The sequence below is a fragment of the Lutimaribacter marinistellae genome (assembly GCF_042648365.1).
GTDB classification, from domain to species: domain Bacteria; phylum Pseudomonadota; class Alphaproteobacteria; order Rhodobacterales; family Rhodobacteraceae; genus Lutimaribacter_A; species Lutimaribacter_A marinistellae.
In genome coordinates this window covers 96,039-121,028 of sequence record NZ_JBHRXI010000004.1, presented here as the reverse complement: position 1 = coordinate 121,028, position 24,990 = coordinate 96,039, and the positions used below count along the sequence as shown (strand labels likewise).

Genomic DNA, 24,990 nt, shown 5'->3' with positions numbered 1-24,990 from the left:
AGCATTTCTTGCCGCCGCGTCACGGCGGCCTCACGTGATCCGTGAACGGGGACGAAAGGAGACGACCGATGGCCCAACTCAGAAAGATCCTGCTGGTGGACGATGACGAGGATCTGCGCGAGGCGCTGAGCGAACAGCTCGTCATGACCGAGGATTTCGACGTGTTCGAAGCCAGTGATGGCCATTCGGCAATGGATCGGGTGAAAGAGGCGATTTATGACCTCGTGATCCTCGACGTGGGGCTGCCGGATACCGACGGTCGTGAACTGTGCCGGCTCATGCGCAAGCAGGGTGTCAAAAGCCCGATCCTGATGTTGACCGGTCATGATTCCGATGCCGACACGATCCTTGGACTGGATGCCGGCGCAAACGATTACGTGACCAAGCCGTTCAAGTTTCCCGTCCTCCTTGCGCGCATTCGTGCCCAGTTGCGCCAGCATGAGCAATCCGAGGATGCGGTGTTCCAGCTCGGGCCCTACACGTTCCGCCCGTCGATGAAGGTGCTTGTGACCGAAGAGGACCGCAAGATCCGCCTGACTGAGAAAGAAACCAACATTCTCAAGTTTCTCTACCGATCCTCCGAAGGCGTGGTGCCGCGCGACGTATTGCTGCACGAGGTATGGGGTTACAACGCGGGCGTCACGACGCACACGCTGGAAACCCACATCTACCGGCTGCGCCAGAAGATCGAACCCGATCCGTCGAACGCGCGTCTTCTGGTAACCGAATCCGGTGGATATCGACTGGTCTCTTGAATATCGCGGTCGATTGACCCAGATCAAAGAAACACTCTGATCTCATCTTTAGAGTGACACCAACCCGCGCATGTCCGGGCTTTGACATGCAACCTCCCTGTTGGACTGGCCGGGCTCTGCGCCCGGCCTTTTTTTGGGCGGTCGGTGCTATGGAATTTCGCCAAGGTGACAGATAGGGTCGCCGGACCCGTAACAAGCCCGAGCTTTGCCATGCCCTTCACACTCGCCACCTGGAACATAAATTCCGTCCGACTGCGCGAAGGCATCGTCGCCCGCCTGCTCGAGGAAGAGGCACCCGACGTGCTGTGCTTGCAGGAATGCAAGTCGCCGGTCGAGAAGATCCCGGTGGAGCGGTTCCGCGCGCTTGGATACAGCTACATGATTGCCCGCGGGCAAAAGGGATACAACGGCGTGGCCATCCTGTCGAAACTTCCGATCGAGGATGTAGGTGACCGGGATTTCGCCTCGTTGGGGCACGCGCGGCACGTGGCCGGAAAGCTGGAGAACGGCCTTACCATCCATAATTTCTATGTTCCTGCAGGCGGGGATGTTCCCGACCGTGAGGTGAACGTGAAATTCGGGCAAAAGCTCGATTACCTGACCGAGATGCGCGACTGGTTCCATGCCGAGCGGCCCGAAAAGTCGATCCTTGTCGGCGACCTCAACATTGCCCCTCGCGAAGACGACGTCTGGTCGCACAAGCAGTTGCTCAAGGTCGTCAGCCACACACCGATCGAGGTCGAGCATCTGGCCGAAACGCAGGATTCGGGGAAGTGGGTGGACATCACCCGGCAGGACATTCCCGAAGGCCAGCTTTACAGCTGGTGGTCCTATCGCGCCCGCGACTGGGATGCGGCCGACAAGGGGCGCAGGCTCGACCACGTATGGGCCACGCCCGATATTTCGAACGCCGCGCATTCGAGTCGCGTGCTGCGCGATGCCCGCGGATGGGAAAAGCCGTCGGACCACGCGCCGGTCTTTGCCAGCTTCGACCTGTGAACCCCTCTTGGTTTCCGGGCGCACCGGCGTCATATAAGGGCCAAACGCGATCCGGAGGATGCAAGTCATGGAAATTCTGAGCGGCGCAGGTGCAGCCCCCGCAGGTGATCTTATCAAGGACGGAAGCGAGGCCACCTTCATGGCCGATGTGGTCGACGCCTCGAACGAGGTGCCGGTCATCGTCGATTTCTGGGCGCCTTGGTGCGGCCCGTGCAAGACCCTGGGGCCGATGCTCGAAGATGCCGTAAACGCCGCCAAGGGCGCGGTGAAGATGGTCAAGATCAATGTCGACGAGGCGCAGATGATCGCGCAGCAGATGCGCGTCCAGTCGATCCCGACAGTATATGCCTTCTACAAGGGACAGCCGCTGGACGGCTTCCAGGGTGCGCTGCCACAATCCGAGATCAAGGCCTTTGTCGACCGTGTCATCTCGGCAGCAGGTGGCGAAAGCCCCGGTGGCCAGCTGGACGAGGCCGTCGCCGCCGCCGAGGAGATGCTGGAAGAAGGTGCCGCGGTGGATGCCGCGCAAACCTTTGCCGCGATCCTGGGTGAAGATCCCAACCATGCCGGGGCCTATGCCGGGCTGGTGCGTGCACATATCGCGATGGGTGACCTGGAAAAGGCCGAGGCCATTCTGAACGGGGCGCCTGCCGAAATCTCGAACTCGAGTGAATTGGAAGCGGCGCATGCGCAGATCGAGCTTGCGAAACAGGCCGAAAATGCCGGTCCCGTTGCCGAGTTGCAAGCCAGGGTCGAGGCGGATCCCGACGACCATCAGGCGCGTTACGACCTTGCGCAGGCGCTTTATTCCAAGGGCGAGGCTCAAGAGGCGGTAGACCACCTGCTGGAGCTGTTCCGGCGAGACCGCGAGTGGAACGAGGCGGCGGCGAAAACGCAGCTTTTCACGATCTTCGAGGCGCTCAAGCCGAACGATCCCGTCGCACTCAACGGGCGGCGCAAACTCAGCTCCATGATATTTGCCTGATCCGGGCGGCGGGCTAGGTTGCCTGTCATGATTCAACCTGCCGATCTTCCCGACACGATTGCGGTTTTTCCGCTGCCCGGGGCGCTGCTGCTGCCCCGGTCAAGGCTGCCGCTGCACATCTTCGAGCCGCGTTACCTTCAAATGCTCGACGATGCGCTGAAAACACCGGCGCGGCTGATCGGCATGGTACAGCCCAACCCCGGACCCGGCAGCGATTCGCGCCTGCACAGCATTGGTTGCGCGGGCCGCGTGACCCAGTTCTCGGAAACCGAAGATGGCCGCTATCTCATCACGCTGACGGGAATTTCGCGCTTTCGGGTTCGCAAGGAAGTCGACGGGTTCACACCTTACCGGCGTTGCGCTGTGGATTGGACAGGGTTCGACCGCGATACGGGCAAGTCCGAAGCCGATGCAAACTTTGACCGGCAGCGATTCCTTGCATTGCTGGGGCGATACTTCCAGGCGCGGGATCTTGCAGCGGATTGGGAGACCCTCAAAGACGCCGATGACGAATTGCTGGTGAACTCGCTGTCGATGCTTCTGGATTTCGACCCCGAGGACAAACAGGCCTTGCTCGAGGCGCCCTGCCTGCGTACACGCCGCGAAACTCTTGTCACGCTGATCGAATTCGCGTTGCGCGGCGGCACCAGTGAGGAGACCCTGCAATGAACGACACGCATCCCGCCTTTGACCGTCACATGCTCGAGGCGCTGATTTGCCCGGTAACGCATGGACGCCTCGATTACGATGGCGAGCGTCAGGAGCTGATCTCAAAATCCGCCTCGCTGGCGTTCCCGATCCGGAACGGCATTCCGATCATGCTGGTCGACGAGGCGCGCAAGATCGACTGATCGCTTCACAGCGTTTCAGATCGTGCGGCCCTGCATCAGCTTGGGCAGATCACCGGTAAGGCCCGCGGCCTCGCGGATGAAACCGCGCCGCAATTGCGGCAACGCGCTGACAAGCCCCATCCCAAGGTCGCGACCCAACCGCAGAAGCGGATTGTCGTTCGAGAACAACCGGTTGAACGCATCGGTGGCAAGCGCCAGTGTCGCCGTGTCGAAACGCCGCCACTGCTGGTACCGCTCCAGTACGTCGCGTGCGCCGATGTCCTCTCCGCGGCGCGCGGCGAGGGTCACGACCTCGACCAAGGCACCGACGTCGCGCAGACCCGCGTTCAGGCCCTGACCCGCAATCGGGTGGACACCATGCGCGGCATCCCCCACCAGCACCACGCGATCCGAACAAAATGCGTTGGCCAGCGTCAGGCCCAGCGGATAGGTATAGCGTTTGCCGGCAAGACTGATTTCGCCCAGGAAATCGCCAAAACGCGGCCGCAACACCGCGAGATAGTCGGACTCGTTCATCGCGTTGATCGCCTCGGCCGTCTCACGCTTTTCACTCCAAACGATCGACGACCGGTTACCGGTCAGCGGCAGGATCGCCAGCGGGCCGGGAGGCATGAAGAACTGGTGTGCGACGCCATTATGCGGCAAGGCATGCTCGATCGCGCAAACGAGCGCGGTCTGGCCGTAATCCCAGCCGGTTCGCTTGATACCGGCGCGCTGGGCCGTCCCGCTCGAACGTCCGTCGCAACCCACGAGAAGCAGACCGGTCAAGTGCTGCCCGTCCGACAGGGTCACGGTCACGCCGCCGGGGTGCACCTCTTGTGCAACGACCGCCTTGCCGTCGACCTGTCGAATGCGGGGTTCCTCATCCATCGCTTCGAGAAACGCGCGCCGCAGGTGACGGTCCTCGACCATGTAGCCCATCGGGCCTTCCTCGATCTCGGCATGGTCGAACTGCATTACCAACGGTGAGGGGCCGGCGCCCGCGTGACCGTCGGACACCTTGATTTCCAGCATCGGCTGTGCGTGATCTTCGACCCGGTCCCATATCCCGATGGCGGCGAGCAGGCGTTGCGAGGCGAGCGCCAGCGCATAGGATCGACCGTCGAATGCCGCATTCTTGCGGACCTTTTCGGCCAATGCGTCGATGATCGTCACGTCATGGCCGGCCTGCGCCAGTGCAAGGGCCAATGCAGGGCCGTTCAGACCGCCGCCGACGATCAGGATATCCGTGTTTCGTTCCATGCCCTGCAATATGCGCGCCCGCCCGGGATTGTCCATGCGCAGTCCTGTCGCTACCGTCGCGCAAACATCGAACAGGAGGGCAGAATGGACGATTGGCTGACGATGACGGCAAGTGACCTGGGGCGTGGGATCGGCGCGGGCCGGATCGACCCGGTTGACCTTGCTCAGGCATATCTCGACGCCATTTCCGCGCATTCCGATGCAAACCGGATTTATGCCCGCACCACGCCCGACCGCGCAATGGCCGAGGCCCGGGCGGCGCAGAGCCGAGCAAGGGCAGGGGGGCGGCTTGGCCTGCTCGATGGTGTACCCCTGAGTTGGAAAGACCTGTTCGACAGTGCGGGAACAGCGACCGAGGCGGGCTCGGCCCTGCTCAAGGATCGCGTGCCCGACCGCGATGCCCCGGTGCTTGCAAACGCAACGGCAGGCGGGGGCGTCTGTCTTGGCAAGACACATATGAGCGAGCTGGCCTTTTCCGGTCTTGGCTTGAACCCTCGCACCGCTACTCCGCCAAACATCAACGACCCCGCGGCCGCGCCGGGCGGATCGTCGTCGGGCGCTGCGGCTTCGCTGGCCTTTGGTCTGGCCGCGGGCGCAATCGGGTCCGATACCGGCGGTTCCGTTCGTGTGCCCGCGGCGTGGAACAACCTCGTCGGGCTCAAGACCACATCAGGGCGTATTACCCTCGAAGGGGTCGTTCCCCTGTGCCTGCGGTTCGATACCATCGGCCCGCTGGCGCGCTCGGTCGAAGATGCCGCCCGGATGCTCGCCCTGATCGAAGGCGGCACACCCGTGGACCTGCGTGGCGCAAACCTGCGTGGATGCCGCTTCGCCGCGCTGCAAACATCGGCGCTGGATGATGTGCGCGAGGCACCTGCGCGAGCGTATGAGGATGCTCTGTCACGCCTGTCTGCGGCCGGGGCCGAGATCGTCGACCTGCACGTGCCGGAACTGGCCGAGGCGATGCCGCTTTCGCCGAAACTCTATCCCACCGAGGCCTATGGTTTGTGGCGCGACGTGATCGAAGCCAATCCGGACGCCATGTATCCCGAGATCCTGCAACGTTTCCGCGGTGGGCGCGAAGTTTCGGCATCCGATTATGTCGCGGCCTGGGCGACCATCGAGCGATGCCGCGCGGCGTGGGATTCGGCCACCGCCGGGTTCGACGCGGTGCTGGCGCCGACAGTACCCAGCACGCCGCCGAATCTTGCGCGTCTTGCAAGTGACCATGACTATTACGTGACCGAGAATCTGCTTGCCCTGCGCAACACTCGGATCGGCAACCTGATGGGCCTTGCGGCGCTGACGCTGCCGACGGGAACACCCGGTTGCGGGTTGATGATGATGAGCGCGCCGATGACCGAAGAGCGCCTGTTGCGTGTCGGCTCGGCGGCAGAGTCGGCGCTGACCTGAATGCCACAACCCCCTCGCCGAACAGCACTTTGTCTGGACGAACGGGGGGGTGATCTGTAACTTGGGTGCAAACGGGGCGCGAACGATCCCGTATCCGAGGCAGTAGACATGAACTTCCCCGAGCGGTTTTCGAACCTACCGGAATATGCATTCCCGCGCCTGCGCGCCTTGCTCGACGTTCACGCGCCGGGCGGTGAAATAATGCATATGACGATTGGTGAACCCAAGCATGACTTTCCGCCCTGGGTTACCGAGATCATTTCCCGCAATGCACACCTGTTCCAGGGCTATCCGCCGAACGACGGCTCGCCCGAACTGCGTGGTGCGATGACTGACTGGATTGCGCGCCGCTACGGTGTGCGGATGGATCCCGAAACCCAGGTCATGGCGCTTAACGGCACACGCGAGGGGCTTTACAACGCGGCGATGGCGCTTTGCCCCGAGGGAAAGAACGGCAAGACGCCGATCGTGCTGACGCCGAACCCCTTTTACCAGGTTTACATGGTGGCGGCCCTTTCCGTCGGGGCCGAGCCACGTTTCGTGCCCGCCACGGCCGAAACCGGGCATCTGCCTGATTTCGCGGGACTGCCCACGGACGTGCTGGACCGGACCGCAATCGCCTACATCTGTTCGCCGGCCAATCCGCAGGGCGCGGTCGCATCGCATGCGTATTGGTCCGACCTGATCGCACTGGCCGAGAAACACGATTTCCGCATTTTCGCGGATGAATGCTATTCCGAGATCTACCGCGATACCCCGCCTGTCGGGGCGTTGACAGTCGCGCAGGAAATGGGCGCCGACCCCGAACGCGTGACCCTGTTCAATTCGCTGTCCAAGCGTTCGAACCTTGCCGGATTGCGCTCGGGCCTCGTTGCGGGCGGTCCGGAAACGCTGCAGCGAATCCGGCAGCTCCGCGCCTATTCCGGTGCGCCCTTGCCCGGGCCGCTCCAGGCAGCGGCCGCCCAGGTCTGGGCCGACGAGGCGCATGTTGCCGAGAACCGTGCGCTTTATCAGGAAAAATACGCCATCGCCGACGCGGCACTGGGCGACTTGCAGGGATACATGCCCCCCGAGGCGGGATTCTTCCTGTGGCTGCCGGTCGAGGATGGAGAGCGCGCTGCTCTCAAGCTCTGGACCGAGACGGGCGTGCGCGTGCTTCCCGGCGCCTACCTGTCGCAGGGGGAACCCGGTCGGAATCCGGGCGAGACATACATCAGGGTCGCCATGGTGGCCCCAAAAACAGAACTGCAGCGCGGGCTCGAGCGGCTTCGCGACTGCCTATACGGATGAGGGGTTAGGGGTAAGCATGGCCTATAACACACGCAGCCGCGATCCATTGCTGGACAGCAACATGCAGGCCGCGATCGAGCGTCGCGGCAAGGAACTGGTGGGGATCGTCCTGATCCTGCTCGGCCTCGCGGCCGCGGCGATGGTCCATTCCTACACGCCCGAAGATCCGAACTGGATGGTGTCGACTGACGCGCCGGTGCAGAACTGGATGGGTCGGGCAGGGGCCTCGATCGCGGCTCCGCTGTTCATGATCGTCGGCTGGGGCAGCTGGGCCATCGCGTTGGTGCTCATCGGTTGGGGTCTGCGCTTTGCCACCCATGTCGGCACGGACCGTGCTGTCGCGCGGCTGATCTTTGCGCCGATCTGGATCGCGGTTGTCTCGGTCTATGCCGCCACGATCGTACCCGGCCCTGACTGGAGCGCGACCCACAGCTTCGGCCTTGGCGGGCTCTTCGGCGATACCGTGGTCGGGGCACTGCTGACCGTACTGCCGATTGGCTCACACCTGATGGTCAAGCTCACATCGCTGCTCATGGCTGCGGGCATGATCGCGATGGGGGCCTTCGTTCTGGGCTTCACCTGGGCCGAGGTGCGTCGCGGCGTTCGCTGGATCCTTGTGGGTCTGGTGGTGTGCTATGGAGCTCTGATGACGGTTCTGGGCCGCGGCGCAAGCGCGACAGTCGCCGCCGCCCGTCAGCGCCAGGCATTGAGGACCGAGCGCCGAGAGGCCGCCGCGCTCGCCGCGCAAGAAGCCGAAGCGGCGCAGCAAGCCGCCCAACAGGCAGCATGGCAAGCCGAGCAAGATGCCCTGATCGAGGATGACTTGCCCGACGAGCCGGTCGTGTCGGCCCCGGTGGCGGAAAAACCGAAAAGTTTCATCAAGCGGATGCCGTCGCTCATCCGGCGTCCTGAACCCATGCCAGAGCCGGAGTTGGTCGATCCTGCGCCGATCAGCGGACCCGACCAGATGCCCGGTGCGGATCGCATCAGTTCCAAGATCGCGCAGGCTGTACGCAGCCGCAAAGAGGCTGCGGGCCAGGTCGCGCCCGAGCCTGATCCCCAGCGCCCCCTGACCAAGGGGCGTGGCCACGGGCCGCGACCACTGGTCCTCGACACGACACGCCGCCCCGATGCCGGACTTCCGCCCGAGCCGCCGCTGATGGCTGCGCGTGCGCCCATCGCGCCCGAACCACCCTTGACGGCGCCCACATCACTCCCGCCCGAACCGCAACTCTCGACCGGGTGGCAGTCCGCTCCGCTATCCTATGCGCCCGAACCTGCCTATGCGCCTGATCCGGGACAGGGCTGGAGCGATGAGCCGGTCGCCATGCCCGAGGATCAAGGCACCGAATGGGTCGCGCCGCCGGAATCTGTGGCTCCGACCGCGCCGCCGGTTTCGGCCACGCCGGTGCCCGGCCCCGCGCCGCAGCCGATCCCGACAGCCGAGCCGCGCAAGCCGGTCGTCGAACAGCCCGCGCGCAAGCCGGTCCAGCCATCCCGCCGTGCCCAAGCCGAAGCGCAGCCCGCGCTTGCGTTCGAGGACGCGGCCGTAGAGTACGAGTTGCCGCCGCTGAGCCTGCTGACCAACCCGGCCAAGATCGAACGCCACCACCTGTCCGACGAAGCGCTAGAAGAGAACGCGCGCATGCTCGAAAACGTGCTGGACGATTACGGGGTCAAGGGCGAGATCGTCTCGGTCCGTCCCGGTCCGGTCGTCACCATGTACGAGCTTGAACCCGCGCCAGGTCTCAAGGCGAGCCGCGTGATCGGGCTTGCCGACGATATCGCTCGGTCGATGTCGGCGCTGTCCGCGCGCGTCTCGACAGTGCCGGGGCGGTCGGTCATCGGGATCGAACTGCCCAACGAGAACCGCGAAAAGGTCGTGCTGCGCGAAATCCTCGCCAGCCGCGATTTCGGTGACAGCAACCAGAGCCTGCCACTGGCGCTGGGCAAGAATATCGGCGGCGATTCCATGGTCGCGAACCTCGCCAAGATGCCCCACCTTCTGATCGCGGGCACCACCGGGTCGGGTAAGTCGGTTGCGATCAACACGATGATCCTCAGCCTGCTTTACAAGCTGACGCCGCAGGATCTGCGCCTTGTAATGATCGACCCCAAAATGCTGGAACTCAGCGTTTATGACGGCATCCCGCACCTTCTCTCGCCAGTTGTGACCGACCCCAAAAAGGCCGTCGTCGCCCTGAAATGGGTGGTGGGCGAGATGGAGGACCGCTATCGCAAGATGTCCAAGATGGGCGTGCGCAACATCGAGGGCTACAACGGCCGGGTGAAAGAGGCCTTGGCCAAGGGCGAGATGTTCAGCCGCACGGTTCAGACCGGGTTTGATGACGACACCGGCGAGCCGGTATTCGAAACGGAAGAATTCGCACCCGAAAAGCTGCCCTTCATCGTCGTCATCGTCGATGAGATGGCCGACCTGATGATGGTCGCCGGCAAGGAGATCGAGGCCTGCATCCAGCGGCTTGCTCAGATGGCGCGTGCATCCGGCATCCACATCATCATGGCGACTCAGCGCCCGTCGGTCGATGTCATCACCGGAACGATCAAGGCCAACTTCCCCACCCGGATCTCGTTCCAGGTGACGTCGAAGGTCGACAGCCGGACGATCCTTGGCGAGATGGGTGCCGAGCAGCTTCTTGGCATGGGCGACATGCTCTACATGGCGGGCGGGGCCAAGATCACCCGCTGCCACGGCCCGTTCGTTTCGGATGAAGAGGTCGAAGAGGTCGTCAACCATCTCAAGCAGTTCGGTCCGCCCGACTATGTCGGTGGCGTGGTCGAGGGGCCCGATGACGACAAGGCCGACAATATCGACGCGGTTCTGGGCCTGTCGACGGGCGGGAACACCGATGGCGAGGATGCGCTGTATGACACCGCCGTCCAGATCGTCATCAAGGACCGAAAGTGCTCGACTTCCTATATCCAGCGCAAACTCGCCATCGGCTACAACAAGGCCGCGCGGCTGGTGGAACAGATGGAAGACGAAGGCGTGGTTTCGCCGGCCAACCACGTCGGAAAGCGCGAAATCCTAGTCCCCGAACAAGGGTGATCTTTTCACTGCAAGGGCGAACGCTTATCTCAAGGCTATGAAACAGATCGCCCTTGCACTTGCCTTTGTTGCCGCAGCTCCCGCCGCCTGGGCGGAACGGCTGCCACTTGCGGATATCTCCGCCTATCTCAACCGTCTCACGACGATCGAGACCACGTTCACGCAGGTCAACCAGGACGGTTCGACGAGCACTGGCACACTGTGGCTGCAGCGCCCAGGGCGTATGCGGTTCGAATACAGCCCGCCGAATCAAGCGGTTGTGGTCGCCAAGGCCGGTTCGGTCATCGTGCACGACCCCAAGTCGAACCAGCCGCCCGACCAGTATCCGCTGAACCGCACGCCGCTGTCGCTTGTCCTTGCCGAAAGGGTGGATCTTGGCCGGGCGAACATGGTTGTCGGTCATAGCTTTGATGGCACTGCAACCGTGGTCACCGCACAGGACCCGAAACATCCCGAATACGGGCGGATCGAGATGTCGTTCACCGACAATCCGGTCGAGCTGCGGAAATGGACGACCTATGACAGCGCCGGCACCAAGACGACCGTGCTTCTTGGCCCCTTGACCAAGGGGCGAAGCCTTAACCAGAACCTGTTCATCGACGGAACACCCGGCGTGTCCAGCGCCGACCGCTAGGTCGGCACTACTGCATCACCGGCAGCTTGCAAGTTGCCGGCGATACATCTCGCCGCGCGCCGCGACACGGTCAGACACGCGGACCAGCCACGACTTGGCGTTGTACGACCCCCGCGCATAGCCGGTATGCCCCTCGTGATAGGCAAGGTATTGGTTGCGCGTATCGCTCAGCGACACGCCATTCCGTTCGCGGGTCTTGTTCATGTACCAGCCCATGAAATCGGTCGCGTCCCTGATCCGATCACGTCGGGCGCTGCTGCGACCGGTCTCGCGCTTGTATTCCTCCCACGTGCCGTCCAGCGCTTGGCTATAGCCGAACGCACTGCTCTGCCGACCCATGGGAATCACGCCCAAGACGTATTGGTGCGGCGTGCGCGCGTCCGACACGTACCTGCTTTCTTGGTAAATCGTGGCCATCTGCACATGAACTGGAACGCCCCATTTGCGCTCGGTTTGTTTGAAAGCCCGCATGTATTGCGGCCGTTCCCGCGCAATGCTGCACGCATTGTCGAGATGACCGGGCGATATGTCGGGGCCACCGCCGCCGCACGCGGCGACAAGCAGCGCAAGTCCCAATGCGCACAGGAGTCTGCTCATTTGCCTCTGCCTTTTTGCCCTATCTTAACGGATCGCGCGACGCGTGAAAATCACAATTGCGAGCACGCCCGATACCACTGTCATAACCGTGTCCACACACTGTTTCCCTTGAATCCCGATCAAATGTTGGACATTCCCCGCGTGTTGCGGTTAGGAAAAAGGTGGGGGCTGAACTATGCTTAAGACGCGTGCAAAATATCATCTCGGACAGGTCGTCCGCCATCGAAAGCACCCATTTCGCGGCGTGATCTTTGATGTCGACCCCGAGTTCGCCAACACCCAGGAATGGTACGAAGCGATTCCCGAGGATAGCCGCCCGGCGAAGGAACAGCCGTTTTATCACCTTTTGGCAGAGAACGATCAGACCTATTACGTGGCCTACGTCTCTGAGCAGAACCTGATTGTCGACTATTCCGGAGAGCCGGTGGATCATCCCGATCTGCCCGATATGTTCGGGCCGTTTCAGGACGGGCATTACCCGCTTCACTTCCACCTGAACTAGCGCCCCGCCACGGTGGGGCAGGGCGCTTTGGGTCAGTAGCCCAAGGCGCATCCGTCCTTGCGCGGATCGCTGGCCCCTTCAAGGGTTCCCTCAGCGCCGATGCGGATAGCCTGCGCCCCGCCGATCGCCGTCTCACGAATCTCCACCCGGTGTCCCTTGTCCGCCAACGCCTGGCGCACGTCGGGTGAATACCCCCTCTCGACGTCGAGACGGCCGCTTTCGCCGAACAGCCGCGGTGCGTCGATCGCGTCCTGCAATTCCATGCCGAAGTCGCGCAGGTTCGAAACGAATCGCGCGTGGCCATGCGGCTGGTATGCACCGCCCATGACGCCGAATGGCACCGTCACGCGGCCATCTTCACGCAACATGCCCGGAATGATGGTGTGCATGGGCCGTTTCCCGCCGCCCAGTTCGTTCGGGTGGCCTTCTTGCAAGGTGAAACCTGCGCCGCGGTTCTGGAACAGGACTCCGAACTTCTCGGAGGCGATGCCCGACCCGAACCCGTGGAAGATCGAATAGATCAGCGAAACGGCCATGCGGTCACGATCCACCACGGTGATATAGATCGTGTCCTTGTGCACCGCTTCGCTCAACTTGGCGGGCGCGGTCATCGCCTTTTTAGGGTCGATCAGGGCCGCAAGTTTCGCCGCCGTTTCCGGCGACAGCATGTGATCCAGCCGCGCGGTGTGGTCCGGATCGGCCAGGAAGCGGTTGCGCGCGTCATAGGCGAGTTTCGCGGCCTCCACCTCGATATGTGCCCGCTCGGCACCCCACGGGTCCATTCCCGCGATGTCGAATTGCGCAAGGATGTTCAGCATTAGGATCGCGGTGGCGCCCTGCCCGTTTGGTGCATGCTCGACCAGGTCGATGCCCTTGTAGCTGCCGCTGACCGGATCCGTAGGCGTGCAGGCCGTCGCCGCGAAATCCTCGGCGGTGTGGACGCCGCCCGCGGCGTGCAGGGCGGCAAGCATGTCCTCTGCTACCTCACCTGTGTAAAACGCGTCCCGCCCGTCCTTGGCGATCCGGCGCAAGACCTCGGCCTGTCCGGGCGAACGAAACAGGTGGCCCACGCGCGGCACCTCACCGTCGGCAAGGTAGCTTTCGCGGGCAACACCCTGCAGGGTCGCCGCGTCATTGGCCCAGTCAAACGCGACACGCGGTGCGACCGGCACGCCCGCCTCGGCATAGTGGATCGTCGGAGCGAGCAGCGCGTCGAGGCCCAGCCGCCCCTCGGTTTCGCTGAGGTGACAGAAAGCGTCGATTGCGCCCGGCACCGTGACGGCATGGGCGCTGTGGACCGGAACCGTGTCCAGCCCCTCCGCCCGCAGGGCGGCGGCACTGGCTGCGGCCGGTGCCCGGCCCGAGCCGTTCAACGCGCGGATCTCCTGCTCGCCGGGACGTGTGTACAGAACGAAGCAATCGCCGCCGATCCCGGTCATCTGCGGCTCGCAGATCCCCAGCAGCACTGCGCCTGCAATCGCGGCGTCCATTGCGTTTCCGCCGCGCTTGAGAATGTCGATCGCGGTGGCCGCCGCCAGCGGATGCGAGGTTGCGCACATGCCTTCGGTGGCCAGAACCTGTGAGCGGCCCGGCAGATGAAAATCGCGCATTTCGGTTTCTCCCTTCAAGTCGCACCGAGACTAGGGCGACCGTATCGGAAAGCCAATGGGCGGGGATTTTCGGGAAGGTAGTCCTCGACGCCGCGCACTGGGTGGGGGCTGTTACACGCGGCGCCGAGGGAAGCCATTTGCAGCTACAAGCCTGTTTTGACTCAGCTTTGGGGCGGTGGTTTGGAGTGATTGCGGTTTTATTGTGACACGCTGGGCGCCAGTCACCCCCCTTTGTCGCGCAACTCTGTCCCATTCCCGCGACCTCTGGGCAGGTCGAACATCAACGACAACCGGTTCAGCCCAGAACACCGTTCATAGCGGATCTCTGTCGCCAGTTGGCGGATCAGGAACCAGCCAAAACCGCCTTCCGGCAGGTCTTCGATCGCGTTTTCCAGTTTGGCCGCCGTGCCCTCGGGCAAACGTCCGCCGGGCATGGCATGTCCGTTGTCGGAGATCAGGATGTCCAGCCGCCCTCCGCCCAGCCAGCAAGTCACGTGAACCTGTCCAGGCGCGAGCCCGGCATAGGCATGCTCGACCACGTTGTTGATGGCCTCGGCGAGGGCAAGTTCGACATCGCCTGCGCGATCCCCGGACAGGCCGCGCCAGCGCAAGGCCGAAGCAACTGCGCGGATTCCATCACGCGCTGCGCCCTCGCTGGCCTGGAACGAAAGAGCAAAGCTCTCGGTCTCGGGGGGCGTCGGCACGCTCAACCTCGTCCGTGGTTCAGGGCTGCTCTGCCGCCAGGGCGTCGTCCAGCGAGGCGAACAGGTTGAATACCGTGTCCATCCGGGTCAGGCGAAACACCTTGTCCACGACCGGTGTCGGACCGGCGAGGTCGAGGCGGCGCCCGCTGCCCAACTGCTTCATCGAGGCCACGATCGCGCCCAGCCCGCTCGAATCGATGAAGGTCACACGGCTGATATCCAGAACCACGCGGTCCTGTGCGCCTTCGGTCGCGTTGCGCATGTCTTCCTTGAACTGGATCGCCATGGCCGCGTCGATCCGGTCGGTTTCGACGGTTATGATCCGCGTCTGTCCAGCCATGCTGCTGCTGAGGCTCATCGTTTTGCACTCCTCGATGACAGTTTTTCGGGAGCAGAGGCTAGACGGCAATTCTTACCATTCAGTATGCAGGGGCCAGCAAAAGGGAGAGATCCGATGAAAGAGGTTGTGATCGCGGGCGCGTCCCGCACCGCCATGGGCGGGTTCCAGGGCATGTTCGACGGTGTTTCGGCCGCCGAACTCGGCGGTGCAGCGATTCGCGCGGCGCTTGAGGGTGCCGGGGCCGCCACGGTCGATGAGGTCCTGATGGGCTGTGTACTGCCCGCCGGACAGGGTCAGGCGCCCGCACGTCAGGCCGGTTTTGCCGGCGGGCTTGGCGAAGAGGTTCCCGCCACCACGCTCAACAAGATGTGCGGTTCGGGCATGAAGGCCGCGATGATGGCCTTTGACGCCATCGCTTTGGGCGACCGCTCGACGATGATCGCGGGCGGGATGGAAAGCATGACCAACGCCCCTTACCTCTTGCCCAAGATGCGCGGCGGGGCGCGGATCGGGCATGGCCAGGTGATCGACCACATGTTCCTCGACGGGCTCGAGGATGCCTATGACAAGGGCCGCCTGATGGGCACCTTCGCCGAGGATTGCGCCGAATCCTACCAGTTCACCCGCGAGGCGCAGGACGAATACGCGCTGAAATCGCTGTCGAACGCGCTCGACGCGCAGGAAACCGGCGCTTTCGCGGACGAGATCACGCCCGTCACCGTCAAGACGCGCAAGGGTGACGCGGTTTTCGACGCGGATGAGCAGCCCAGGTCGGCGCGGCCCGACAAGATCCCGACGCTCAAGCCCGCGTTCCGCAAGGACGGCACCGTGACGGCGGCGAATGCCTCTTCGATCTCGGACGGCGCCGCGGCGCTGGTTCTCGCCTCCGCCGAGGCGGCCGAGGCGCAGGGTCTGACCGTTCGCGCCCGAATCCTCGGCCATGCCAGCCATGCCCAAGCTCCGGGACTGTTCACCACCGCGCCGGTCCCCGCCGCACAAAGGCTGTTGGAAAAGATCGGCTGGTCCAAGGACGATGTCGATCTGTGGGAGGTGAACGAGGCCTTCGCTGTGGTGCCGATGGCCTTCATGCACGAGATGGGCCTGCCGCGCGACAAGGTGAACGTGAACGGCGGCGCCTGTGCGCTGGGGCATCCCATCGGGGCCTCGGGTGCGCGAATCATGGTGACCCTGCTGAACGCCCTGGAAAAGCGCGGGCTCAAGCGCGGCGTGGCAGCCATCTGCATCGGCGGCGGCGAAGGCACGGCCATCGCCATCGAGCGGGTCTGATCGTGTCCCGCCTCGGCGTTCTGGCAGCGCTGGGGCGGGTCATGCTGCCCGCGGGCGCGCTGCGAGTTCTGTACGGCGACCGGCTGGCAGAAATCGATGGCCGGCGGATCGACCCCAAGGCGCAGGCTCTGCTCGATCTCGTGGCCAAGGTGCGTGGCACGGCCCCCGTGCTGGACGTCGCGACAAGCCGGACACAGCTTGCAAGCTTCGTTGACCGGTTCGACCGTCCGGGCCCCGCGTCCGTCAGACGTGAAATGCACCAGTTGCCGGGGGCCGATGGTGCCCGCGACGCGCGGCTGTACCTGCCGGATGGTCCGGAACCCGGACCGGCGCTGCTCTACCTGCATGGCGGGGGATGGATACAGGGCAGCATCGACACCCATGATGCCCTATGCGCCAAGCTGGCCGCTCAGGCGGGCATCCGGGTCATCTCGTATGACTATCGCCTCGCGCCCGAGCATCCCTTCCCGACCGCCTCTGACGATGTACTTGCCGCCTATCTCGGCCTTGTGGCTGGTGCCGGGCCGCTTTCGTGTCATCCGGATCACCTTGTTGTCGGTGGGGACAGTGCAGGTGGCAACCTCGCGGCGGCGTTGATGCATGATCTGGCAGGCGGCGGGCATCCGATGCCCCGTGGACAGCTCTTGATCTACCCGGCGGTCGATGGGCGGATGTCCTCGCCTTCGATGCGGGCGCTGGCGGCGAACCCGCTGCTCTCGCGTGACCGGATGGAGTGGTATCTCAACCAGTATCTGCCACCGGGTCAGGACCGTCTCGCCCCCCGGTTCTCACCGCTCTTTTCCGACCGGCACGCCGGTCAGCCTTTGGCCTTGATCGTCATTGCCGGTCACGACCCGCTGTGGGACGATGGCCTCGCCTACGCGGAAAAGCTGCGCGCGGCGGGTGTGCCGGTCGAATTGCTCAAACATCCCGGGCAAGTTCACGGCTTTCTCAATATCACGAAGCTCATGCCTGATGGCGCCAGGGCCATCACCGGGGTCTCGAACTGGTTGGCCGAACTCCTGCACTAGTTGCGTGAAATTCTGTTTGATTTTTTCAGCGATTTGCCGCATCGTGAAATTCGGCCCCGTTTTTTCACGATACCGACACGAACATGTCCGACCTCACCCCGCATAGCGCAAGCCTTGGTGCAGACATCCGTGCCCTGCGCAAGTCTCGCGGGCTGACACTTGCGGATCTCGCCGAAACCCTCGGTCGCTCGGTCGGCTGGATCAGCCAGGTAGAGCGCGACCTGTCCGCCCCCTCGATTACCGATCTGCGCCAAATCGCGGCCGCGCTCGATGTGCCGGTTTCAATCCTCTTCGGACGCGCCGCCGCCCCGGTCGAAGAGGCCGGGCATGTCGTGCGCCGCACCGCACGCCGCCCCATCGGGTCCAACGCAGCGGGCCTGGTCGAGGAACTGCTTTCGCCCGATCTCACCGATGATTTCGAGATGGTGCACTCCACCTTTGCCCCGCACAGCCGTATCGGCGAGATGGTAACCCGCGCCACGCAAGAGGTCGGCTATATCGTGTCCGGACGGCTCGACCTCGTGATCGGCGAGAACCGGTTCTCCCTTGCCGCGGGGGACAGCTTCCGCATTCGGGGCGAACCCTTCGAATGGATCAACCCCTATGACGAACCCGCAGTTGCGATCTGGGTGATCGCGCCGCCGGTCTATTAGGGGGCGGGATGAGCATCGAGGCCTGGACCGTGTTTGCGTTGTTCTGGGTGGTGTTCGTCACCACGCCCGGCCCCAATGCCGTCAACTGCATCACCAACGGCATGAACCTGCCCTTTCCCCGCGCGATGCTGGGGGTGCTGGCGATCCTGACTCAGGCCACCGCTTTTCTGATTCTGTCGGCCCTTGGCGTCACCGCTCTCATCGCCGCGTCGCCCACCGGGTTCCTCATCGCAAAATACCTCGGTGCGACGGTTCTGATCTGGCTGGGAATCCGCGGATGGCTCAATGCGAACAAGCCCGTCAGCGCGGACGACAGGCCGGCCGCCCATGTCTACCTGCACGCCTTGGCCATCGCGACGATCAATCCGAAAAGCGTCGCGGGCTACCTTGCCGCGTTTTCTCAATTCGTGCAGCCAGACGTGCCGATCTGGCAGCAGATGACCGTCATCCTGCCAACCGCGCTGACCATCACCACGCTCAGCTACACCGGTTTCACGCTGCTGGGCGCCCTGATGGGCCGGGCGGCGCTTGGAGCCGTGTTCAACATCTGGGTCCGGCGCGTGCTGGCCTCCTGCTTCATCCTCTACGGTATGGCGCTGGGTCTATCGTCGACTCCGCAAACGGGGGGTGCGCGATGATCCGGGGAAGTTGCCTGTGCGGTGCCGTCACCTTTTGGACCGAGGCCACGCCAAAGGGCGCCTCGATGTGCCACTGCACCCAGTGCCGCAAGCAATCGGGGGGTATCTGGTCCTCGGCCTACGTGCCCGACGATGCACTCACGATCACTGGTCCCGTCACGTGGTACGAGGCCAGCCCGACCGCCAGACGCGGTTTCTGCCCTACTTGCGGCGCGTTCCTGTTCTGGACGGCCAATGACGAGGGCACGACCAGCTTTGCCCTTGGTGCGATAGACGGCCCAACCGGGCTTACGCTCGAAAAACACATCTTCACCGGCTCGAAAGGCGACTATTACCAGATCGCCGACGGCCTTCCGCAGAAGGAATAGCGCAATGTCAGACCTTCCCCAAAAGGCCCGCGTCGTCATCATCGGTGGTGGCGTCGTCGGTGTCTCGACCCTCTACCACCTCGCCCTCAAGGGCTGGACCGATTGCGTTCTGCTGGAAAAGAACGAACTCACCGCCGGTTCGACCTGGCATGCGGCGGGCAACGTGCCGACCTTCTCGACCTCCTGGGCGATCATGAACATGCAGCGCTACTCGACCGAGCTTTATGCAAGGCTGGGCGACGAGGTCGATTATCCGATGAACTACCACCAGACCGGCTCGCTGCGGCTGGCCCATTCCAAGGAACGCGTACAGGAGTTCGAGCGCGCCTGCTCCATGGGTCGCTACCAGGGTATCGAGATGGAGATGCTGACCCCGGACGAGGCAAAGGGCCGCTACCCCTTCCTCGAAACCCACGACCTTCAGGGCGTGCTCTGGGATCCCACCGATGGCGATATCGACCCTGCGCAGCTGACACAGGCACTTGCCAAGGGCGCCCGCGACCTCGGCCAGCGTATCCTGCGGTTCACGCCCGCCACCGGGGTCACCCAGCATGATGACGGCACCTGGACCGTCCACACCGAAAAGGGCGACATCGCCTGCGATTACGTGGTGAATGCCGCCGGCTACTATGCGCAGCGCGTGGGCGAATGGTTCAAACCCTATGGCGGACGCACGGTGCCGATGATGGTCATGAGCCATCAGTACCTGCTCACCGAAGAGATCCCCGAGATCGAGGCGTGGTCCAAGGAGAATGGCCGCAAACTGCCGCTGGTCCGTGACGTCGACGTGTCCTACTACCTCCGGCAGGAAAAGAACGGCGTGAATATCGGCCCTTACGAGCCCAACTGCCGCGCGCATTGGACCGATCCAAAGGACCCGATGCCGGACGATTTCAGCTTCCAGCTCTGGTCCGACGACCTTGACCGGATCGAGGATATCGTCGCCGACGCGATGGAGCGTGTGCCGGTCTCGGCCAGCACCGGCATCAGCCGCATCATCAACGGCCCGATCCCCTATGCACCGGACGGTCTGCCCCTGATCGGGCCGATGCCGGGTGTCAGGAACGCGTTCGAGGCCTGCGTTTTCACCTTCGGGATCGCGCAGGGTGGCGGCGCGGGCAAGGTCATGGCCGAATGGATCGTGGATGGCGCGACCGAGTGGGACATGTGGGCCGTCGATCCGCGCCGTTACACCGATTACACCGATCACGACTACTGCGTGAAAAAGGGGATGGAGGTCTATGGCAACGAATACGCCATGCACTTCCCCCACCACGAGTGGCCGGCGGCGCGGGACAAGAAACTGTCGCCGGTCCACGACCGGGTCAAGGAACTCGGTGGCCAGATGGGTGCCTATAACGGGTGGGAGCGCGCCAATTGGTTCGCGCAGCCGGGCGATGACACCTCGCTCGAGGCGACGCACACCTGGAACCGCTCCGGCCCATGGGAGCAGAGAGTCAAGGAAGAGTGCGAAGCCGTCCGCGATCATTGCGGTGTGCTCGATCTGCCGGGCTTTTCCCGCTTCAACCTGTCCAGTCCCGGCGCGGCCGAGTGGTTGCGGGGCCGGATCACCGGCGCCCTGCCCAAGGCGGGGCGGATGAACCTTCTCTATTTCGCCGATTCCCGCGGCCGCATCCTGACCGAGATGTCCTGCCTGCGTCATGACGAGGATGCCTTTACGCTCATCACCGCCGCGACGGCGCAGTGGCACGATTTCGAACTGCTCGCGCGCGACCTTCCCGCGGGGCTGTCGCTCTCCGATCACTCGGCCGAGTATGACACGCTGATCGTGACCGGCCCCGCCACCCGGGATCTGCTCGCACCTATCGTCGAGGCCGACCTGTCGTTGCCGTGGCTGTCGCACCAGCCCGCCCGCGTGGCGGGTCGGCCGGCCGCGCTTGCCCGCGTCTCCTTCGCGGGCGAGCTGGGATGGGAGATCCACGCCGCGAATGCCGAGATGCCCGCGATCTACGAGGCCGTGCTTGCCGCAGGGGCCAGGCCCTTTGGCATGTATGCGCTCAACTCGCTTCGGATCGAAAAGGGTTACCGCGCGTGGAAAGGGGACCTCTCCACCGATTACACCCTGTTCGAGGGTGGCCTCGACCGCTTCGTCAAGCTGGACAAGCCGCAGGAATTTCCGGGCAAGGCCGCGCTGATGTCCGAGAAACAGCGCGGATCGGCCAAGCGTTTCGTCACCCTGACGGTCGACGCGGGCGAGGCCGACGCGCCCTACATGTCCTGCATCCACCGCAATGGCGAAATCGTGGGTGAAACCACCTCGGGGGCCTGGGGCCACCGCGTCGGCAAATCCATCGCGCTGGGCATGGTCCGCACCGATCTCGCCGAACCCGGAACAGAACTGATGGTCGAGATCTACGGCCAGAAATACCCCGCCGTGGTTCAGCCCGACCGACCCCTGTGGGATCCCGAGAACGAAAGGCTCAAGGCATGACCGAGATTACGCTGCTCGACGGGTCCATCGGACAGGAACTGGTGAAACGCTCCGGCGACCGGGCAACCCCGCTCTGGTCGACCCGCGTGATGATCGACCATCCCCACCACGTCTTCGACACCCATCGCGACTATTTCGATGCGGGTGCCACCATCGCCACCGCCAACACCTATGCCCTTCACCACAACCGGCTTGCCCGGGTCGGGATCGAGGATCAGCTGCCCGCTCTCGTCGACACCGCGCTGGAACAGGCGGTCCGGGCGCGGGATGCGCACGGGTCGGGCCGGGTCGCGGGCGCGCTTGGGCCCCTCCTGGCCTCCTACCGACCCGACCTGCAGCCGCCCGTCGACGAGGCGAAACGCCAGTATGGCGCATTGGTCGACCGGATGAAGGATCGCGTCGATCTCTTCCTGATCGAAACCGTCTCGTCCCTGCTCGAAGCCGAAGGCGCCCTGACCGGGACCCAGGGCTGCGGCAAACCGGTCTGGATCTCCTTCACCGTGATGGACGATGACGGTACGCATCTGCGCTCCGGCGAACCGCTCGGGGATGCCGCCGGGATCGTCGACCGCTTCGATCCGGAGGCGATCCTCGTCAACTGCTCGCGCCCCGAGGCGGTACCCGCAGCGCTCGACATCATTGCCCCGATGGGCAAGCCCTTCGGCGCCTATGCCAACGGGTTCACCGCCATCGCCAGCGACTTCCTCAAGGAGGCACCGACCGTCGACGTTCTGGAACAGCGCACCGACCTGACGCCCGAGCGCTACGCCGACATGGCGATGGGCTGGCTGGACCAGGGCGCGACGATCATCGGCGGCTGCTGCGAGGTCGGCCCCGCCCATATCGCAGAACTCGCCCGCCGTCTGCGCACGGACGGGTACACCATCGTCTGAGATCGAGGATTTGTGCCGCCCCGCCTCTTCCTCTTGCCCGAAATATCCCGGGGGTGAATTGGCCCGGCACGGGCCAAGAGGGGGCAGCGCCCCTTCACCCCTGCCGCACATGAAAAGGGTCCGTCATGGTCACGCTTCCTGAAACCGCCCGCGCTGTCATCATTGGCGGCGGCGTGGTCGGATGTTCCGTCGCCTATCATCTTACCAAGCTCGGCTGGCGCGACGTCGTGCTGCTGGAACGCAAGCAGCTGACCTCCGGCACGACATGGCATGCCGCGGGTCTCATCGCCCAGCTACGCGCCACGGCGAACATGACCAAGCTCGCCAAGTACAGCCAGGAGCTTTACGGCGCGCTTGAAGAAGAGACCGGCACCGCCACCGGGTTCAAGCGCGTGGGCTCGATCACCGCCGCGCTCACCTCCGAACGTCTTGAAGAGCTGCACCGCTCCGCCGCCATGGCGCGCGCCTTCGGCGTCGAGATCGAAGAGATCAGCCCCGCCGAGATCAAGCGGCGCTACGAGCACCTCAACATCGACGGTGTGACCGGCGGCGTCTACCTGCCCAAGGACGGGCAGGGCGACCCGGCCAATATCGCGTTGGCGCTGGCCAAGGGGGCCCGCCAGCGCGGCGCCGTCATTCGCGAACGTGTCAAGGTCACCGGCATCGCCAGGCAGGGCCGCCGCGTCACCGGTGTCGATTGGGTTTCGGATAACGGTGCGGAACGGGGTCACATCGTCTGCGACATGATCGTCAACTGCGCCGGCATGTGGGGCCACGAAGTCGGCCGCATGGCGGGCGTGAACGTGCCACTGCAGGCCTGCGAACATTTCTACATCGTGTCCGAGCCGATCCCGGGTCTCAGCCAGCTTCCGGTGCTGCGGGTCCCGGATGAATGCGCCTATTACAAGGAAGATGCCGGCAAGATGATGCTCGGCGCGTTTGAGCCGGTCTCGAAGCCCTGGGGGCCGATCCCCGACAGTTTCGAGTTCGACCAACTGCCCGAGGATTTCGACCATTTCGAACCGATCCTCGAAATGGCTGTCAACCGCATGCCGATGCTGGGAGAGGCGGGAATCCACACCTTCTTCAACGGCCCCGAAAGCTTCACGCCCGATGACGCCTATCACCTTGGCCTCGCCCCCGAGATGGACAATGTCTGGGTCGCCGCGGGCTTCAACTCCATCGGTATCCAGTCCGCCGGTGGCGCAGGCATGGCGCTTGCGCAATGGATGGAGGATGGCGAAAAGCCCTTCGATCTCGGCGATGTCGATATCGCGCGGATGCAGCCGTTCCAGGGCAACAAGCGCTACCTCGTCGAGCGGTCCACAGAAACGCTGGGCCTGCTCTATGCCGATCACTTCCCCTACCGCCAAAAGGCAACGGCAAGGGGCGTCCGCCGCACGCCGTTCCACGAACATCTCAAGGCCTGCGGCGCCGTGTTCGGAGAGCTTGCCGGGTGGGAGCGTGCCAACTGGTTCGCCCGCCCCGGACAGCCCGCGCAATACGAATACAGCTGGAAGCGGCAGACCTTTTTCGACAATGTCGCCAAGGAGCATAACGCCGTCCGCCATGGCGTGGGCATGTATGACATGTCCTCCTTCGGCAAGATCCGCGTCGAGGGGCCCGATGCGACGACCTATCTCAACCATATCGCGGGCGGGCAGTTCGACGTGCCAGTGGGCCGGATCGTCTATACCCAGTTCCTCAACACCCGCGGCGGGATCGAGGCGGACGTGACCGTGACCCGCCTGTCGGAAACCGCCTATCTTGTCGTCACGCCCGCCGCCACGCGCCACGCCGACCAGACCCGCATGGCCCGGCATGTCGGTGACTATCGCGTGACCCTCACCGACATGACCGCGGCCGAGGGCGTCTTGGCCGTGATGGGCCCCCATGCGCGCGAGTTGATGACGCGCGTCTCGCCCAATGATTTCTCGAACGCGACCAACCCGTTCGGCACCGCGCAAGAGATCGAGCTGGGGCTCGGTCTCGCCCGCGTTCACCGCGTCACCTATGTCGGCGAACTTGGGTGGGAGATCTACGTCTCCGCCGACATGGCCGCCCACGCGTTCGAGACGCTTTGGCAGGCCGGGCAGGACATGGGGCTCAAGCTGTGCGGGATGCATATGATGGACACCTGCCGCATCGAAAAGGGGTTCCGCCATTTCGGTCACGACATCACGCCCGAGGATCACGTGCTCGAGGCCGGTCTGGGCTTTGCAGTAAAGACCGACAAGCCCGATTTCATCGGGCGCGACGCGGTCCTGCGCAAGAAGGAAGAGGGGCTCTCGGCCCGTCTGCTGCAATTCCGGCTGACCGACCCCGAGCCGCTGCTCTATCACAACGAGCCGATCCTGCGCGACGGCCAGATCGTGGGCTATCTCAGCTCGGGCGCATATGGCCATCATCTCGGGTCCGCGATCGGGATGGGCTATGTCCCGTGCAAAGGCGAAAGCGCGCAGGACGTTCTCGCCTCCACCTACGAGATCGACGTCATGGGCAGCCGCGTTACCGCCGAGGCCAGCCTGAAACCGCTCTACGACCCCAAATCGGAACGCGCCAAGGCCTGACCCGACGGGGTGTCATCACGAATCGTGATGGCACCCGTCACGCAATGCGCGCTGGCATCCGGGCCAGAAGCTGCCATAACTCCGGGCAGACCCAGCCGGAGACCGA

General features: G+C 64.0%; 23 protein-coding genes. 18 read left to right on the top strand and 5 right to left on the bottom strand.

Translation table 11 applies throughout. The features are described from left to right. Nucleotides 1–68 precede the first annotated feature (68 nt). The 5 genes from ACFORG_RS05170 to ACFORG_RS05150 all read left to right on the top strand — a co-directional run bounded on the left by ACFORG_RS05170 (nucleotide 69) and on the right by ACFORG_RS05150 (nucleotide 3,590). The gene (locus ACFORG_RS05170; protein WP_386734321.1) at nucleotides 69–755 is read left to right on the top strand and encodes a response regulator transcription factor; all 687 of its coding nucleotides are present in this window, start codon (nucleotides 69–71) and stop codon (nucleotides 753–755) included. 210 nt (nucleotides 756–965) lie between these two features. Next, nucleotides 966–1,754 carry an exodeoxyribonuclease III gene (locus ACFORG_RS05165; protein ID WP_386734723.1) on the top strand — a complete coding sequence of 263 codons (789 nt, stop codon included), beginning with the start codon at nucleotides 966–968 and terminating at the stop codon, nucleotides 1,752–1,754. Between the two features lie 67 nt (nucleotides 1,755–1,821). Continuing rightward, on the top strand, nucleotides 1,822–2,739 hold the full coding sequence (gene trxA / locus ACFORG_RS05160; RefSeq protein WP_386734320.1) for a thioredoxin: 918 nt from the start codon (nucleotides 1,822–1,824) through the stop codon (nucleotides 2,737–2,739). A gap of 27 nt (nucleotides 2,740–2,766) precedes the next feature. Then, nucleotides 2,767–3,408 carry an LON peptidase substrate-binding domain-containing protein gene (locus tag ACFORG_RS05155; RefSeq protein ID WP_386734319.1) on the top strand — a complete coding sequence of 214 codons (642 nt, stop codon included), beginning with the start codon at nucleotides 2,767–2,769 and terminating at the stop codon, nucleotides 3,406–3,408. After that, nucleotides 3,405–3,590, top strand: coding sequence for a Trm112 family protein (locus ACFORG_RS05150; RefSeq protein WP_386734318.1), 186 nt, complete (start codon nucleotides 3,405–3,407; stop codon nucleotides 3,588–3,590). The genes ACFORG_RS05155 and ACFORG_RS05150 overlap by 4 nt, the downstream gene beginning before the upstream one ends. Before the next feature lie 15 nt (nucleotides 3,591–3,605). On the opposite strand, the gene ACFORG_RS05145 is transcribed toward ACFORG_RS05150, so the two are convergent. Continuing rightward, entirely contained in the window at nucleotides 3,606–4,868 is a 1,263-nt protein-coding gene (locus tag ACFORG_RS05145; protein WP_386734317.1) for an FAD-dependent monooxygenase, read from the bottom strand. A gap of 48 nt (nucleotides 4,869–4,916) precedes the next feature. On the opposite strand from ACFORG_RS05145, the gene ACFORG_RS05140 reads away from it, so the two are divergent. From ACFORG_RS05140 to ACFORG_RS05125, 4 genes are all read left to right on the top strand, one after another. Beyond that, the gene (locus tag ACFORG_RS05140; protein WP_386734316.1) at nucleotides 4,917–6,245 is read left to right on the top strand and encodes an amidase; all 1,329 of its coding nucleotides are present in this window, start codon (nucleotides 4,917–4,919) and stop codon (nucleotides 6,243–6,245) included. A gap of 108 nt (nucleotides 6,246–6,353) precedes the next feature. Next, complete coding sequence (locus tag ACFORG_RS05135) at nucleotides 6,354–7,535, top strand: aminotransferase class I/II-fold pyridoxal phosphate-dependent enzyme (protein ID WP_386734315.1); 1,182 nt, start codon at nucleotides 6,354–6,356, stop codon at nucleotides 7,533–7,535. Between the two features lie 16 nt (nucleotides 7,536–7,551). Then, nucleotides 7,552–10,605: a DNA translocase FtsK gene (locus tag ACFORG_RS05130; protein ID WP_386734314.1), complete on the top strand. Its 3,054-nt coding sequence runs from the start codon at nucleotides 7,552–7,554 to the stop codon at nucleotides 10,603–10,605. Between the two features lie 37 nt (nucleotides 10,606–10,642). Continuing rightward, nucleotides 10,643–11,239 (top strand): LolA family protein, encoded by a 597-nt coding sequence (locus ACFORG_RS05125; RefSeq protein ID WP_386734313.1) that lies wholly within the window; start codon nucleotides 10,643–10,645, stop codon nucleotides 11,237–11,239. A gap of 15 nt (nucleotides 11,240–11,254) precedes the next feature. Here ACFORG_RS05125 and ACFORG_RS05120 read toward each other — a convergent pair whose 3' ends face one another. Next, on the bottom strand, nucleotides 11,255–11,836 hold the full coding sequence (locus ACFORG_RS05120) for a transglycosylase SLT domain-containing protein (RefSeq protein WP_386734312.1): 582 nt from the start codon (nucleotides 11,834–11,836) through the stop codon (nucleotides 11,255–11,257). Between the two features lie 175 nt (nucleotides 11,837–12,011). Here ACFORG_RS05120 and hspQ point away from each other — a divergent pair, with 175 nt between their 5' ends. Then, on the top strand, nucleotides 12,012–12,338 hold the full coding sequence (gene hspQ, locus ACFORG_RS05115; protein WP_386734311.1) for a heat shock protein HspQ: 327 nt from the start codon (nucleotides 12,012–12,014) through the stop codon (nucleotides 12,336–12,338). Between the two features lie 32 nt (nucleotides 12,339–12,370). Here the strand turns inward: hspQ and ACFORG_RS05110 are convergent, their stop codons facing one another. The 3 genes from ACFORG_RS05110 to ACFORG_RS05100 form a co-directional block, all read right to left on the bottom strand. Continuing rightward, nucleotides 12,371–13,948 carry a gamma-glutamyltransferase family protein gene (locus ACFORG_RS05110; RefSeq protein WP_386734310.1) on the bottom strand — a complete coding sequence of 526 codons (1,578 nt, stop codon included), beginning with the start codon at nucleotides 13,946–13,948 and terminating at the stop codon, nucleotides 12,371–12,373. Between the two features lie 221 nt (nucleotides 13,949–14,169). Further along, the gene (locus tag ACFORG_RS05105; RefSeq protein WP_386734309.1) at nucleotides 14,170–14,652 is read right to left on the bottom strand and encodes an ATP-binding protein; all 483 of its coding nucleotides are present in this window, start codon (nucleotides 14,650–14,652) and stop codon (nucleotides 14,170–14,172) included. Nucleotides 14,653–14,671: 19 nt separating this feature from the next. Continuing rightward, nucleotides 14,672–15,010, bottom strand: a complete 339-nt coding sequence (locus ACFORG_RS05100) for an STAS domain-containing protein (protein ID WP_386734308.1) — start codon at nucleotides 15,008–15,010, stop codon at nucleotides 14,672–14,674. 96 nt (nucleotides 15,011–15,106) lie between these two features. Here ACFORG_RS05100 and ACFORG_RS05095 point away from each other — a divergent pair, with 96 nt between their 5' ends. The 8 genes from ACFORG_RS05095 to ACFORG_RS05060 all read left to right on the top strand — a co-directional run bounded on the left by ACFORG_RS05095 (nucleotide 15,107) and on the right by ACFORG_RS05060 (nucleotide 24,884). Further along, entirely contained in the window at nucleotides 15,107–16,279 is a 1,173-nt protein-coding gene (locus ACFORG_RS05095) for a thiolase family protein (protein WP_386734307.1), read from the top strand. A gap of 2 nt (nucleotides 16,280–16,281) precedes the next feature. Continuing rightward, nucleotides 16,282–17,310, top strand: a complete 1,029-nt coding sequence (locus ACFORG_RS05090; protein WP_386734306.1) for an alpha/beta hydrolase — start codon at nucleotides 16,282–16,284, stop codon at nucleotides 17,308–17,310. 83 nt (nucleotides 17,311–17,393) lie between these two features. After that, nucleotides 17,394–17,963 (top strand): helix-turn-helix domain-containing protein, encoded by a 570-nt coding sequence (locus tag ACFORG_RS05085; RefSeq protein ID WP_386734305.1) that lies wholly within the window; start codon nucleotides 17,394–17,396, stop codon nucleotides 17,961–17,963. 8 nt (nucleotides 17,964–17,971) lie between these two features. After that, nucleotides 17,972–18,601 (top strand): LysE family translocator, encoded by a 630-nt coding sequence (locus ACFORG_RS05080; RefSeq protein WP_386734303.1) that lies wholly within the window; start codon nucleotides 17,972–17,974, stop codon nucleotides 18,599–18,601. Continuing rightward, nucleotides 18,598–18,969, top strand: a complete 372-nt coding sequence (locus ACFORG_RS05075) for a GFA family protein (protein ID WP_386734302.1) — start codon at nucleotides 18,598–18,600, stop codon at nucleotides 18,967–18,969. Before ACFORG_RS05080 ends, ACFORG_RS05075 begins: the two co-directional genes overlap by 4 nt. 4 nt (nucleotides 18,970–18,973) lie before the next feature. Further along, nucleotides 18,974–21,421, top strand: coding sequence for a GcvT family protein (locus ACFORG_RS05070; protein ID WP_386734301.1), 2,448 nt, complete (start codon nucleotides 18,974–18,976; stop codon nucleotides 21,419–21,421). Next, nucleotides 21,418–22,314 carry a homocysteine S-methyltransferase family protein gene (locus ACFORG_RS05065; RefSeq protein ID WP_386734300.1) on the top strand — a complete coding sequence of 299 codons (897 nt, stop codon included), beginning with the start codon at nucleotides 21,418–21,420 and terminating at the stop codon, nucleotides 22,312–22,314. Before ACFORG_RS05070 ends, ACFORG_RS05065 begins: the two co-directional genes overlap by 4 nt. Nucleotides 22,315–22,439: 125 nt before the next feature. Then, nucleotides 22,440–24,884, top strand: a complete 2,445-nt coding sequence (locus ACFORG_RS05060) for a GcvT family protein (protein ID WP_386734299.1) — start codon at nucleotides 22,440–22,442, stop codon at nucleotides 24,882–24,884. Nucleotides 24,885–24,990: the final 106 nt, after the last annotated feature.

What these genes read in the sequence shown, in the direction of transcription:
- ACFORG_RS05170 (WP_386734321.1), top strand. Translation starts at nt 69, where the DNA reads ATGGCCCAACTCAGAAAGATCCTGCTGGTGGACGATGACGAGGATCTG.
- ACFORG_RS05165 (WP_386734723.1), top strand. Translation starts at nt 966, where the DNA reads ATGCCCTTCACACTCGCCACCTGGAACATAAATTCCGTCCGACTGCGC.
- trxA (WP_386734320.1), top strand. Translation starts at nt 1,822, where the DNA reads ATGGAAATTCTGAGCGGCGCAGGTGCAGCCCCCGCAGGTGATCTTATC.
- ACFORG_RS05155 (WP_386734319.1), top strand. Translation starts at nt 2,767, where the DNA reads ATGATTCAACCTGCCGATCTTCCCGACACGATTGCGGTTTTTCCGCTG.
- ACFORG_RS05150 (WP_386734318.1), top strand. Translation starts at nt 3,405, where the DNA reads ATGAACGACACGCATCCCGCCTTTGACCGTCACATGCTCGAGGCGCTG.
- ACFORG_RS05145 (WP_386734317.1), bottom strand. Translation starts at nt 4,868, where the DNA reads ATGGACAATCCCGGGCGGGCGCGCATATTGCAGGGCATGGAACGAAAC.
- ACFORG_RS05140 (WP_386734316.1), top strand. Translation starts at nt 4,917, where the DNA reads ATGGACGATTGGCTGACGATGACGGCAAGTGACCTGGGGCGTGGGATC.
- ACFORG_RS05135 (WP_386734315.1), top strand. Translation starts at nt 6,354, where the DNA reads ATGAACTTCCCCGAGCGGTTTTCGAACCTACCGGAATATGCATTCCCG.
- ACFORG_RS05130 (WP_386734314.1), top strand. Translation starts at nt 7,552, where the DNA reads ATGGCCTATAACACACGCAGCCGCGATCCATTGCTGGACAGCAACATG.
- ACFORG_RS05125 (WP_386734313.1), top strand. Translation starts at nt 10,643, where the DNA reads ATGAAACAGATCGCCCTTGCACTTGCCTTTGTTGCCGCAGCTCCCGCC.
- ACFORG_RS05120 (WP_386734312.1), bottom strand. Translation starts at nt 11,836, where the DNA reads ATGAGCAGACTCCTGTGCGCATTGGGACTTGCGCTGCTTGTCGCCGCG.
- hspQ (WP_386734311.1), top strand. Translation starts at nt 12,012, where the DNA reads ATGCTTAAGACGCGTGCAAAATATCATCTCGGACAGGTCGTCCGCCAT.
- ACFORG_RS05110 (WP_386734310.1), bottom strand. Translation starts at nt 13,948, where the DNA reads ATGCGCGATTTTCATCTGCCGGGCCGCTCACAGGTTCTGGCCACCGAA.
- ACFORG_RS05100 (WP_386734308.1), bottom strand. Translation starts at nt 15,010, where the DNA reads ATGAGCCTCAGCAGCAGCATGGCTGGACAGACGCGGATCATAACCGTC.
- ACFORG_RS05095 (WP_386734307.1), top strand. Translation starts at nt 15,107, where the DNA reads ATGAAAGAGGTTGTGATCGCGGGCGCGTCCCGCACCGCCATGGGCGGG.
- ACFORG_RS05085 (WP_386734305.1), top strand. Translation starts at nt 17,394, where the DNA reads ATGTCCGACCTCACCCCGCATAGCGCAAGCCTTGGTGCAGACATCCGT.
- ACFORG_RS05080 (WP_386734303.1), top strand. Translation starts at nt 17,972, where the DNA reads ATGAGCATCGAGGCCTGGACCGTGTTTGCGTTGTTCTGGGTGGTGTTC.
- ACFORG_RS05075 (WP_386734302.1), top strand. Translation starts at nt 18,598, where the DNA reads ATGATCCGGGGAAGTTGCCTGTGCGGTGCCGTCACCTTTTGGACCGAG.
- ACFORG_RS05070 (WP_386734301.1), top strand. Translation starts at nt 18,974, where the DNA reads ATGTCAGACCTTCCCCAAAAGGCCCGCGTCGTCATCATCGGTGGTGGC.
- ACFORG_RS05065 (WP_386734300.1), top strand. Translation starts at nt 21,418, where the DNA reads ATGACCGAGATTACGCTGCTCGACGGGTCCATCGGACAGGAACTGGTG.
- ACFORG_RS05060 (WP_386734299.1), top strand. Translation starts at nt 22,440, where the DNA reads ATGGTCACGCTTCCTGAAACCGCCCGCGCTGTCATCATTGGCGGCGGC.